The sequence below is a fragment of the Bacteroidales bacterium genome, assembly GCA_017521245.1.
Lineage (GTDB): Bacteria > Bacteroidota > Bacteroidia > Bacteroidales > G3-4614 > Caccoplasma_A.
In genome coordinates, this window is sequence record JAFXDI010000009.1 from 22202 (window position 1) to 35531 (window position 13330).

8 protein-coding genes are annotated in these 13330 nt (G+C 38.6%); 7 read left to right on the forward strand and 1 reads right to left on the reverse strand.

What is annotated here, in order from left to right; all coding sequences use genetic code 11:
• The first annotated feature begins 128 nt into the window (after positions 1 to 128).
• The 5 genes from rnr (at position 129) to IKK64_02325 (ending at position 7831) form a co-directional block, all read left to right on the forward strand.
• Positions 129 to 2279, forward strand: coding sequence for a ribonuclease R (gene rnr / locus IKK64_02305; protein MBR4118894.1), 2151 nt, complete (start codon positions 129 to 131; stop codon positions 2277 to 2279).
• A gap of 7 nt (positions 2280 to 2286) precedes the next feature.
• A complete protein-coding gene (locus IKK64_02310) occupies positions 2287 to 3120 on the forward strand; it encodes a histidinol-phosphatase (protein ID MBR4118895.1) in 834 nt (277 codons plus the stop codon).
• Positions 3121 to 3252: 132 nt separating this feature from the next.
• The gene (locus IKK64_02315) at positions 3253 to 4161 is read left to right on the forward strand and encodes a serine acetyltransferase (GenBank protein MBR4118896.1); all 909 of its coding nucleotides are present in this window, start codon (positions 3253 to 3255) and stop codon (positions 4159 to 4161) included.
• Between the two features lie 2 nt (positions 4162 to 4163).
• Positions 4164 to 5666, forward strand: coding sequence for an RNA methyltransferase (locus IKK64_02320; GenBank protein MBR4118897.1), 1503 nt, complete (start codon positions 4164 to 4166; stop codon positions 5664 to 5666).
• Positions 5666 to 7831: a DPP IV N-terminal domain-containing protein gene (locus IKK64_02325; protein MBR4118898.1), complete on the forward strand. Its 2166-nt coding sequence runs from the start codon at positions 5666 to 5668 to the stop codon at positions 7829 to 7831. The genes IKK64_02320 and IKK64_02325 overlap by 1 nt, the downstream gene beginning before the upstream one ends.
• 78 nt (positions 7832 to 7909) lie before the next feature.
• Here the strand turns inward: IKK64_02325 and IKK64_02330 are convergent, their stop codons facing one another.
• The gene (locus IKK64_02330; GenBank protein MBR4118899.1) at positions 7910 to 8761 is read right to left on the reverse strand and encodes a helix-turn-helix domain-containing protein; all 852 of its coding nucleotides are present in this window, start codon (positions 8759 to 8761) and stop codon (positions 7910 to 7912) included.
• 200 nt (positions 8762 to 8961) lie between these two features.
• On the opposite strand from IKK64_02330, the gene IKK64_02335 reads away from it, so the two are divergent.
• Together IKK64_02335 and IKK64_02340 are read left to right on the forward strand one after the other, a co-directional pair.
• Positions 8962 to 10104 (forward strand): efflux RND transporter periplasmic adaptor subunit, encoded by a 1143-nt coding sequence (locus tag IKK64_02335; protein MBR4118900.1) that lies wholly within the window; start codon positions 8962 to 8964, stop codon positions 10102 to 10104.
• Positions 10105 to 10124: 20 nt separating this feature from the next.
• Entirely contained in the window at positions 10125 to 13325 is a 3201-nt protein-coding gene (locus tag IKK64_02340; GenBank protein ID MBR4118901.1) for an efflux RND transporter permease subunit, read from the forward strand.
• Positions 13326 to 13330 lie beyond the last annotated feature (5 nt).

Sequence of the window (13330 nt, forward strand, 5' to 3'; positions counted from 1 at the left end):
TTGATGTTAAGCAAATCGTAAAAAATATATCTAAAAAATCGCTCCATAACTTTTTTTATATCTCAACTAATTGATAATTTTCAAATTTATTTTTTACTTTGTAGTAGAAAATTTAAACTATAAAGGTTATGGCAAAAAGTAAAAAGGGTAAAGGATCAGGAAACCAAAGAATGACAAGAGAGGAGATGATTAAACGCATCGAAAAATTCTTTAAAGAGCGTCCTTCTCAAATATATAATTATAAGCAGGTTGCACGAGGTATTGGAGCAAATAGTGAACCTGCAAGAATTGATGTTGCCCACCTTCTTAACCAGATGAAAAATGATATGTTCTTGGTTGAGACCGATCCTGGACGTTTCCGCCGTAATCCAAAAAGAGATCTTCGCGAAGGAGTATTCCAACGCAAACAGAGCGGACACGTTATTATCCCTGATGGAGGAGGCGAGCCTCTTGCTGTTAAGGAGGAGGATTCGTTACATGCACTATCGGGTGATAGGGTAAAATACTCTCTATTAACCAAGCGTCGCCGTCACGATTTGGAGGCAAGAGTTCAAGAGATTATAGAGCGAGCCGATAATTCCTATGTAGGAATCTTAGAGGTAAAGAAACATTACGCTTTTTTAACCCCTAATACACGTACACTTGAGTATGATATATATATACCCTTAGATAAACTTGGCGAAGGAAAAGATGGCGATAAGGCAATAGTAAAGATTGTATCGTGGGATCCTTTAGCATCTAATCCCGAAGGCGAGGTAGTGGATATACTAGGAGTACCCGGCGAGAACAATACTGAGATGCACGCCATTCTTGCGGAGTTTGGTTTGCCATACAAATATCCCGAGAATGTAGAGGCCGCAGCCGATAATATTTCAGAAGAGATACCACAAGAGGAGATAGAACGAAGAGAGGATTTCAGAGGAGTAAATACCTTTACAATCGACCCCAAAGATGCAAAAGATTTTGATGATGCCCTATCAATAAGAACACTATCCAATGGCAATTATGAGGTTGGAGTACATATTGCTGATGTAACTTACTATGTATTACCTGGTTCAGTAATTGACAAAGAGGCATTTAATCGGGCAACATCAGTATATTTGGTTGATAGAACCATTCCTATGCTTCCTGAGAGGTTGTGTAATAACCTATGCTCTTTACGACCAAACGAAGATAAACTTGCATTTTCAGCAATATTTGAACTAAACGAAGCGGCTGAGGTCAAATCCTCACGCATTGTTCGCACAGTTATTCGTTCAGTACGTCGCTATGCTTATGAGGAGGCACAAATGATAATTGATACAGGCGAGGGAGAGTACAAAGAGGAGATTTTGAAACTTAACGAACTTGCACAAAAACTTAGAGACAAACGATTTAAAGATGGCTCAATTGACTTTGACCGTTGTGAGGTACGCTTTGATATTGATGATAAAGGTAAACCCATAGGAGTATATTTCAAACAGAGCAAAGAGGCAAATAAACTTATTGAGGAGTTTATGTTACTTGCCAACCGCACTGTTGCCGAAAAGATAGGAAAAGTGGAGCGAGGCAAATCGGCAAAATCGTTTGTATATCGTGTACACGACTTGCCCGATAGTGTAAAGATGGCAGATGTAGCAAAATTTGTACGCCGATTAGGATATACGCTCAAAGCAGATGGAACAAGAGGGCAATTAACAAACTCAATAAAAGGGATGCTTGCCGAAGCAAAAACACGCCCAGAGGCAAACCTCATTGAGACCATAACCATAAGGGCAATGGCAAAAGCCATATACACTACAAAAAATATAGGGCACTATGGTTTGGCATTCAACTATTACACACACTTTACATCCCCCATACGCCGTTATCCCGATATGATGGTACACCGTCTTTTGGAACGATACTTGGATGGAGGTCGTAGTGTAAGCGAAGGACGTTTAGAGGAGGCATGTAAACACTCTTCTGATATGGAACTGACAGCAGCAAATGCCGAAAGAGCCTCAATAAAATACAAACAAGCCGAGTATCTTGGCGATAGAATAGGCGAAGTTTATGATGGAACCATTTCGGGGATAAACAAGTTTGGAATATACGTAGAGATTGATGAGAATAAATGCGAGGGAATGGTTCCTTTCAGAGACTTTGAAGATGACTACTATGAGTTTGATGAAAAGAACTATTGTGCAAGAGGTCGCTCATTCCATAAAGTTTACCGATTAGGAGATAAGATGAAAATCACTGTTGCTCGAGTGAATATGGAGCGTAGGCAAGTAGATTTTAACATTGTAGAGGAGTAATCTTTATATGAATCTCACAAACTATCACTCCCATACGCCATATTGCGATGGACGTTGTAATATTGAGGAGTTTATCGTAACCGCCATTTTTTGGGGATTTACCTCATACGGAGTATCGCCACACTCTCCAATACCTTACCCCTCGTCTTGTAATATGTTGCACGAAAGGGTAGAGGAGTATATTTCAGAGATGAATCTCTTAAAACAAAAATATGAGGGAAAGATAGAGTTATACACAGGAATGGAGATTGATTTCTTTGGCGAGGAGTGGAACACAACAATAGAGTATTTCAAAAAAATGCCACTTGACTATCGTATAGCATCGGTACATTTCATACCAAACCAACAAGGAGAGTACTTTGATATTGACGGTAATGCACATAAGTTTATAAAATTAATAGATACACATTTTGGAGGAGATATAAGATATGTGGTAGAGTGCTATTTCGAGAATATGATTAAAATGATTGAAATAGGAGACTACGATTTTATAGGTCATCCCGATAAAATATCAATGAATGCCTCAGCATATTCTCCTCATATTACAGATAGTAAATGGTACAAAGATATAGTTCACGACTATTTCAAATTTATAGCAAAAAAAGGGGTTATGTTAGAGGTAAATACCAAAGCATATACCCCACATTCATATCTCTTTCCTAACGTTCAGCACCTCAAATATTTAAAGAAATTAAATATCCCTCTGGTAGTAAATAGTGATGCACACATACCCTCGTTAATGAAGAGTGGATATAAAGAGGCATACACCCTATTAAAAGAGGCAGGATATAAAAATACTATGCAACTCTCTTCGGGTAAATGGGTAGAAAATCCTTTTTGAGTAACTAAAACGCTCTAAAATTGCTCTACAATTTTTATAACTGAATTTATTTTGCTTTTTTTGCATAATAATTGCTAAAATGCGGTAATATGATTTTGTCATATCCCATATTACCTATTAACAAAATAGATGATGCGAAAACAAAAACATGCACAATCAATAAGAGAGGCGGTAGAGAAACTCTCTAATCAGGAGTCGGTGCGTATCTTGTGCAATCGACAACAAGAGGGAGAACCAATGCCCTCGGCAAAGGAACTTTGCGAGATAATAGATTTATGCCGTTCATTGATATTTCCCGGATATTTCGGGCACTCACGCATAGATATAGATACACTTCCCTATCACATAGGAGTAAATACCGAAAAACTTTTTAAACTCCTCATAAGCCAAATTCTAGCAGGAATGTGTAGTGGTAATCCGCAACAGGGCGAGAGTATTGAAACACGCAGAGAGAAGGCAAAAGACCTAGCTGCCGAGTTTATATCATCACTACCTGAACTGCGCAGAATATTGGCAACCGATGTTATTGCCGCTTATAACGGAGACCCTGCCGCAGAGAGTTATTCAGAGGTAATATTCTGTTACCCTGCCATAAGAGCCATAAGTAACTATCGTATTGCCCACCGACTTATGCAGTTGGGAGTACCCCTTATCCCACGAATAATATCAGAGATGGCACACTCCGAAACAGGAATAGATATACACCCGGCGGCAACAATAGGCGAGTATTTCACCATTGACCACGGAACAGGAGTAGTAATTGGAGCAACTGCCATATTAGGAAACAACGTAAAACTATATCAGGGAGTAACACTCGGAGCAAAAAGTTTCCCATTAGATGAAAACGGCAACCCAATAAAAGGCATAGCCCGTCACCCTATAATTGGCGATAACGTAATAATATATTCAAATGCAACAATATTGGGCAGAATAACCATTGGCGAGGGGGCAGTAATTGGAGGTAACATCTGGATAACCGATAGTGTAGCACCGGGCGAAGTGGTAACACAATCAAAGGCAAAACAAAAGAAAGGAGAGTAAAAGTGGAAAACGCTAAATTTAAATTAGTAGCAAAAACTTTTCAAGGAGTTGAGGAGGAACTTGCAACAGAGATATCGCAACTTGGAGGAGAGGATATAATCATAGGCAAACGAATGGTGTCGTTTGTAGGAGACAAAGAGTTAATGTACCGAGCAAACTTTTTTTGTCGCACCGCACTACGAATATTAAAACCTATATACACCTTTGAGGTAAACAGTACCGATGAGTTATACGACAAAATAAAAGGGTATAATTGGGAACAAATACTATCACCAAAGAGTACCTTTACAATAGATTCAGTTGTAAACTCAGATGAATTTAGAAATTCCCGTTTTGTAACATACAGGGCAAAAGATGCCATAGTAGATTATTTTACCGACAAAGGAAAAGAGCGTCCATCGGTACGATTAACAAACCCCGACATATATATAAACATACATATCTCACATAATGAGTGTACCATTTCGTTAGACTCATCGGGAGAGAGTCTGCACAAACGCGGTTATCGAGTAGCACAAACCGAAGCGCCTATAAACGAGGTACTTGCAGCAGCAATGTTGATTAAAGCAGGATGGGACGGAAGTTCCGATTTTGTTGATCCTATGTGTGGCTCTGGAACAATCCTTATTGAGGCTGCAATGATTGCCACAAATACACCACCAGGCATCTATCGTCAAGGATACGCATTTGAAAAGTGGAGTGATTTTGATGCCGACCTATTGCACGAAATATACAATGATGACTCTGCTGAGCGAGAATTTAATAATAAAATCTATGGAGCAGACATAAATCCTCAAGTGATAGAGGTGGCTGCTAAAAACGTTAAGAGTGCAGGTATGGAGCGTTACATATTGCTTGAAACACGCTCAATACAACGCTGGGAAGAGGCACCACAAAACTGTATGGTAGTAACAAACCCACCATACGGAGAGCGTCTGAAACCAAGAGATTTAGAAGACATATATGCAGCACTTGGCGAAAAATTAAAACACATATTCTTGGGATGCTCTGCTTGGATAATAAGTTCTTCACGCGAGGGATTTGACAAAATAGGATTAAAACCTTCGCAAAAAATAAAGATGATGAACGGAGCGTTGGAGTGCGAGTTAAGAGAGTATCAAATCTTTGGAGGAACATATAGCCAACATAAAAAAGATATAGCCGAAGGCAAGAAAGAGGGTAAGCGAGAAAAGAGAACACCCAAAAAAGAGAATTTCAAAAGAGAGTTTGAGAAGAAGGATAAAGAGAAAAAGAGTTATCGTTTTGACGATAGAACTGCACCTAAGAAAGAGAAACCCTCAAAACCAAAACGAGAAAAAGTATTCTCAAAAAAGGAAAACAAGCCAAAACCAGCACCAGTGCCAACCGAAAATTTTGAACGAGGCAAACGAGAACTGCATGGCGATGAATTTGTATCAAAATTTGTAACCTTCCGTAAACCCACAATGATTGATGAGTCGGCAACAGAAAACAAACAATTCCGTAAACGTAAAAAAAAGGAGTAATGTATAATCTAAGAAGAGTACAGCTACTTGTGGTAGCACTAACAATATCGTTATTTACAATGGCACAAAACAGAAAAGAGTTAACATTACAACACCTTATGCCGGGTGGAAAAAACTATTCATCAATAGTAGCCAAGAACATAAAGCAGTTGCAGTTTGCAGGAGATAACTATATTTATGTATCGGGGAATAAAATTATATCAGCATCACTCCCCGATGGTAAAGAGAGTACTCTTATTACAAAACAAGATATAGACCTTATATTATCATCAGTAAAGGCTGATACACTTAAATCAATTCCTCAAATATTTGCATCAGAGGAGGGGGGAGCAATAGCCATACGATTTAATCATAAGGGCAAAGCATACAAGATTGATTGTCAGGCGAAAAAGATATTATCGGAATATACCTTTGTCAGAGGAGATAAACACGCAGAATATTCTGCTGAAGCAGATGCCTATGTAACAACCGTAGGAAATACACTTCATTTACATTCAGCAGATGGTAAGCGAGTAAAAATGGTAAAAGATGAAGGAGAAGATATATCACTTGGCTCAAACTATGTACACCGAAACGAGTTTGGCATTGAGAAAGGAATATTTTGGTCGCCACAAGGAGAATCAGTAGCATTCTACCGTATGGATGAGAGTCGAGTAAAAGATTACCCATTAGTAAACATCTCGGCACGTCAAGCCCAACTCCAAAGCATAAAATACCCTATGGCGGGAATGAACAGCCATACCGTAAAAGTTGGAGTCTATAACATAAAAAAGAAAAAAGCAGTTTACCTGAAAAGCGGTAAAACAGATGAAAGATACTTTACCAATATAAGTTGGTCTCCCAAAGGAGATAAACTATATATCTTAGAGGTAAATCGAGGACAAGACACTTGTAACTTAGTATGTTACAATGCAAAAAACGGAGCAAAAGAGAGTGTCCTGTTTACCGAAACAAGCAATAAATACACAGAGCCAGAAAATCCATTGTTGTTTATATCAGACACAGAGTTTATCTATCTGTCACGCAAAGATGGCTTCCGTCATGCCTATCTCTACAATACAAATGGAGAGGAGATAAAACAACTAACCTCTGGCGAGTGGGAGATAATAGAGGCACAACTCTCTGCTGATGGAAAATATCTCTATATACTCACAACAGAGGAGTCGCCATTACAACGCACACTATATAAATTAGATATCGCATCGGGCGAAAAAACACGAATAACCCCGGAGGAGGGAGTACATAAAGTACAACTCTCAGCATCAGGAAAATACTACATAGATAATTATAGTAGCCACAACGTACCACGAGTAGTAAAGGTAGGAAGTTTAGAGTCTGGAGCAGAAGTAAAAGAGTTGTTACGAGCAAAAAATCCATTCGATAAATTTGATATGCCGGTGGTAATAGAGAGTGGAACAATAACCGCAGCAGATGGCGTAACACCACTATATTACAGAATGACACGCCCTGTGGATGTAGATTCAACACAAAAACTACCCGCAATAGTATATGTGTACGGAGGACCACACGCACAACAAGTAACCGATGCCTTTATGTGGAACTATCGTGGGTGGGATATATATATGGCACAAAGAGGATATGTAGTCTTTACCCTTGACAATAGAGGCTCAGCCAACAGAGGATTAGAGTTTGAGAGTGTAACACACCGTCAACTTGGAGTCTCGGAACTTGCTGACCAGTTGAAAGGAGTAGAGTATCTGAAATCGTTACCCTACATTGACGGAGAGCGTTTAGGCGTTCATGGCTGGAGTTTTGGAGGATTTATGACACTGAATATGATGCTCAATAATCCTGGAATGTTTAAAGCAGGAGTAGCAGGAGGAGCAGTAACCGATTGGAAATACTACGAAATAATGTATGGCGAACGCTATATGGGAACACCCCAAAACAATCCAGAAGGATATAAAAAGGCAGATATGAACTCATTATCGGGCAATTTGCAAGACCGTTTACTATTGATACATTGCGATACCGATCCAGTTGTAGTATGGCAACACACCTTACGTTTCTTGGAGAGCAGTATTGATAACGGAGTATATCCCGATTACTTTGTATATCCAGGACATGGACACAACGTAGTAGGTCCTGAGCGAGTACACCTATACGAAAATATAACCCGATACTTTGATGATTTCTTGAAATAAAGTTTAATTAGGGATGAGGAATTTTCTTCATCCCTAAATTTTCTCTAACAACAAAAAACTAACAACAGATAACTAACCTTATCCCCCCATTTCGTTAATAATCTGTTTACGGAAGGTACTGGGCGAGATACCCTCGCAACGCTTAAAAAATCTACCCATATACGATTGGTCGGGGAATGCCATTTGGTTAGCAATATCTTGCATTGATAGTTGAGTGTTGTGCAACAGCACCTTTATCTCAAGAATAGAGAAACTATCAATAATCTTTTTTGCCGACACACCTACCACATTATGGCAAATATCTGTAAGGTATTTGTTTGAAATACAGAGTTTGTCGGCATAAAAACTAACTTCGCGTTGAGTAGAGCAGTTGTGATGAACTAAATCAATAAACCTGTCAAAAATTTTATTTCTTGCACTCTCGTTAATCTTTTCATCGGGGCAATAGAATCGTTGATAGCGGTCGTATGTAAAAAGCAGAAAAGCATTCAATGCACTTCTAATAATCTGTTGTCTGTAAAGGTTGTCAATATCATTATATAGCCCTTTGGCAAGAGTCATAAATAGGTCAATAGCCTTTATCCCCTCAGGCGATAATTTAATACAAGGCGTAGTTCTCAACATTCTAAAAAACGAAGGATTTATATGCACACTAACATCGCGGAAAAGAGAATCATTTATCTCTAAAACAAATAAAGAGATATCTTTCGATACATTTTTAATTCGAGTAATAGTATTAGGCATAATAATAAATTGAGAATTGCTCTCAATAGTTATAAGATTAAGATTGATGAGCATATCAATCTTGCCCCTTTGACAAAAACCAATAATCCCGTTCTGGTTCTTGTTGAAAAGTTCATCTTCAAACGAATGGTTTATCTCAACCACTCTAAAAGGCTCCGTATTGTTATTTCTTGTGTTGTTACTCATATACTCCAATATTCTATTCAAAAGGTAAAGATATGTAAAATTTAGCAATTTTTATCAGTTTTTATTCCAAAAATGAACAATATATAGTAAAATTTGAAATCTGATAGTATAAATTTTAGAACTATCTTTGCACTTTGAAAATAGGGCGTAGTTTAGATAGACCTAAAAAGAGAATATAAATACAGATTAAAATTAATATCATGATGAAAAAGATGTTTTATGTAATGCAACTATCATTCGTAATTAGTTGCTTATTATTGGTAGGATGTAACCAAGCACCCACCCAAATGCCTGCGGCAACTTATGCTTGTTTGGCAGTTTCAAACTCAGACAAAACAATAACAAGTGAGTACAGTGCCACAATTAAAGGAAGGCAAGATATTGCAATAATGCCACAAGTAGGAGGTACATTAACAAAACTATGTGTTGAAGAGGGACAAAAAGTAAAAAAAGGACAAGTAATGTTTATAATTGACCAAGTTCCTTACAAAGCACAATACGAAACAGCAAAAGCAAATGTTGAGGCAGCAACAGCAGCATACGAGACTGCAAACTTAAATTACGAAAGCCGCCAGGAACTATACAAAGAGAATGTAGTTTCGGAGTTCGATTTAAAGACAGCAAAAAACTCAATGCTTGCAGCAAAAGCACAACTATCACAAGCAAAAGCACAACTAATAAATGCAGAGAACAGTCTATCATATACTGAGGTTAAGAGTCCTGCTGACGGAGTTGTAGGAACACTACCATATAGAGTAGGAGCATTAGTAGGTCCATCAATGATGCAACCCCTTACAACAGTATCAGACAACTCTGATATGTATGTATATTTCTCAATGACAGAGAATCAACTTCTTGCAATGGTAAGAGAGTATGGTTCAAAAGAGGCAGCACTTAAAAATATGCCTGAGATAGAGTTGCGTCTAAACGACAAATCATATTACAATCAAAAAGGAAAAATAGAGACAATAAGTGGAGTTATTGATCCAACAACAGGAACAGTAAGCCTACGAGCAATCTTCCCAAATAAAGAGGGATTACTTCATTCAGGAGGAGCAGGAAGTGTAATGGTTCCTGTAACATACAAAGATGCAGTAGTAATTCCACAAAGTGCAACATTTGATCTTCAACACATGAACTTTGCATATAAAGTAGTTGAAGGAAAAACAGTAGCAACACCCATACAAGTTCTTCGCGTTAACGGCGGAAAAGAGTATATCGTTGAAATGGGATTATATCCGGGCGATACAATAGTAGCAGAAGGAGTAGCACTTCTTCGTGAGGGAATGCCAATAATCCCCAAACAAGCACCAGCACCACAACAAGCACAACCTACTAAATAATAAACAGAGGAGGAAGAATAATGAATTTAAAGAGATTTATAGAGAGACCTGTACTTTCAGCAGTAATCTCAATCATAATAGTAATTATGGGATTGATAGGTTTGTCAAACCTACCCATAGAGCAATATCCCGATATTGCACCTCCAACAGTAATGGTACATGCCACATACTATGGAGCCAATGCAGAGACCATTCAAAAAGCGGTAATTGCACCACTTGAGGAGGCAATCAACGGAGTTGAGGATATGACCTATATGACCTCAACAGCCTCAAACTCAGGTTCTGCATCAATAACAATATACTTTAAGCAGGGAACAGACCCCGATATGGCGGCAGTCAATGTTCAAAACCGCGTGTCACGAGCAAACGGACGTTTGCCACAAGAGGTAAAACAAGTTGGTGTAACAACTATGAAACGCCAAACAAGTATGTTGCAGATATTCTCATTACACAGTCCCAGTGGAATGTACAATGAAAACTTCCTTGCAAACTACATCAGCATAAACATAAAACCACAAATTCTTCGTATCACAGGAGTAGGAGATATGATGGTTATGGGAGGCGAGTATAGTATGCGTATATGGTTGAAACCCGATGTAATGGCAACATACAAGTTGATGCCTTCAGATGTAACAATGGCACTTGCCGAGCAAAATATTGAGGCAGCAACCGGACAATTTGGAGAAAACTCGGGCGAGACCTTCCAATATACAATGAAGTATAAAGGACGTTTAATGACTCCGGAGGAGTTTGGAAATATAATAATACGTTCAACACCCGATGGCGAGATACTACGAGTTAAAGATGTAGCAGATGTAGAGTTGGGTAAAGAGAGCTATTCATATCGAGGAGAGATGAACGGACACCCTGGAGTGATGGCAATGGTATTCCAAACCGCTGGGTCAAACGCAACAGCAGTAAATGAAGAGATAGACAAACTTCTTGAAGAGGTTCGTAAAGATTTGCCAAATGGAATAGAACTTGATCAGGTAAATAGTTCAAACGACTTCTTGTATGCATCAATTAGCAATGTAATTAGAACACTTATCGAGGCTATCATCCTTGTAATATTGGTAGTATATATATTCTTGCAAGACTTCCGCTCAACCCTAATACCATTGGTAGGAATTATAGTATCGTTGGTTGGTACATTTGCATTTATGATGGTAGCAGGATTCAGTCTTAACCTTATCACACTATTTGCATTGGTACTTGTAATTGGTACGGTGGTGGATGATGCCATTATTGTGGTAGAGGCAGTACAAGCAAAATTCGATGCAGGATACCGCTCTTCTAAAAAGGCAAGTGTTGATGCAATGAAAGGAATCAGTAATGCCGTTATCACCTCATCACTTGTGTTTATGGTGGTGTTTATCCCCGTATCGTTTATGGGAGGAACATCAGGAGTATTCTATACACAATTCGGATTAACAATGGCAGTAGCGGTAGGTATATCTGCAATCAATGCCTTAACATTAAGTCCCGCACTTTGTGCCTTGATCTTAAAACCATATTTGAACGAGGACGGTTCGCAAAAGAATAACTTTGCAGCACGCTTCCGTAAAGCATTTAATGCCGCATTCGGAACAATGGCAGAGAAGTATCGCAAGATTGTAATGTTATTTGTAAAACGCAAATGGCTTGCATGGGTATTGGTAGTAGTATCAGTAGGATTGTTAGGATACTTTATGAAAACAACAAAAACAAGTCTTGTGCCTAACGAAGACTTAGGATTTGTTATTGTAAACGTAAGTGCAGCACCAGGAAGTTCATTAAATCAAACAGATGAGATAATGGAGAAAGTACAACAACGCATTCAAATGATACCACAAGTAGAATATCTACAAAAGGTAACAGGATACGGAGTACTTTCAGGACAAGGAAATTCATTTGGATTGTTCATGGTACGTTTAAAAGACTGGAGTGAGCGTACAAACGAAGGAGACGATGTTGATTCTGTAATAAAGATGATATATGGCTATACAATGGATATTAAGGACGCACAGATCTTTGCAGTATCTCCGGGTATGATTCCGGGATACGGAATGGGTAATGCACTTGAAGTACACATGCAAGATCAAGTAGGAGGAGATGTAACCACATTCTTTACAGAAACTCAAAAATATTTAGGAGCGCTAATGCAACGTCCCGAAATATCAATGGCATACTCAACATTCGATATACGTTATCCACAATGGAGTGTAAGTGTAGATGCAGCAAAATGTAAACGAGCAGGCATAACACCAACCTTAGTGCTAAACACATTGTCAGCATACTACGGAGGACAATATGTATCAGACTTTAACCGTTTCTCAAAAGTGTATCGAGTAATGATGCAAGCAGATCCAAAATATCGATTGGATGAGAAATCACTCGACAACACATTCGTTATAACAGGAACAGGCGAGATGGCACCATTAAGTCAGTTTATATCACTTGAAAGAGTATATGGAGCGGAGACACTATCACGCTTTAATATGTTCAACTCAATACAAGTGAGCGCAATGCCTAACTCAGGATATAGTACAGGAGAAGCCCTTGCAGCCGTAAAAGAGACAGCAGAACAAGTGTTACCACGTGGATATGGATACGATTTTGGAGGAATAACACGCGAAGAGAACTCACAATCAAATAATACAATAGTAATATTTGGAATATGTATCCTGATGATGTACCTAATCCTTTCAGCACTGTATGAAAGTTTCATAATCCCATTCTCAGTAATTCTAACAATCCCAGCAGGATTGATGGGAAGTTTCGCCTTTGCCAAGATGATGGGACTTGAAAACAACATCTATCTACAAACAGGATTGATAATGCTTATAGGATTGATAGCAAAAACAGCAATCTTGTTAACAGAGTATGCAGTAGAGCGCAGAAGAGCAGGAATGGGAATAACCGAGGCAGCGTTGAGTGCGGCAAAAGCACGTTTACGCCCAATCTTAATGACAGCCCTTACAATGATTGTGGGAATGTTACCATTGATGGCAGCACACGGAGTAGGAGCAAACGGAAACCGTTCTCTTGGATCAGGAGTTGTAGGAGGTATGTTAATAGGAACAATCGCACTATTGTTTATAGTTCCTTCTCTATATATAACATTCCAATGGTTAGATGAGAAGATTAAACCCTTGAAAAAGCACAAGACACAAGACCTTAACATCAAACACGATATAGAAGAGGTTATAAAAGAGAAGAAAGCAGAAAAAGGAGAAGCATAAATCAA

Coding starts and splice junctions, on each gene's coding strand:
- IKK64_02315 (MBR4118896.1), top strand. CDS start 3,253: ATGCGAAAACAAAAACATGCACAATCAATAAGAGAGGCGGTAGAGAAA.
- IKK64_02310 (MBR4118895.1), top strand. CDS start 2,287: ATGAATCTCACAAACTATCACTCCCATACGCCATATTGCGATGGACGT.
- rnr (MBR4118894.1), top strand. CDS start 129: ATGGCAAAAAGTAAAAAGGGTAAAGGATCAGGAAACCAAAGAATGACA.
- IKK64_02335 (MBR4118900.1), top strand. CDS start 8,962: ATGATGAAAAAGATGTTTTATGTAATGCAACTATCATTCGTAATTAGT.
- IKK64_02330 (MBR4118899.1), bottom strand. CDS start 8,761: ATGAGTAACAACACAAGAAATAACAATACGGAGCCTTTTAGAGTGGTT.
- IKK64_02325 (MBR4118898.1), top strand. CDS start 5,666: ATGTATAATCTAAGAAGAGTACAGCTACTTGTGGTAGCACTAACAATA.
- IKK64_02340 (MBR4118901.1), top strand. CDS start 10,125: ATGAATTTAAAGAGATTTATAGAGAGACCTGTACTTTCAGCAGTAATC.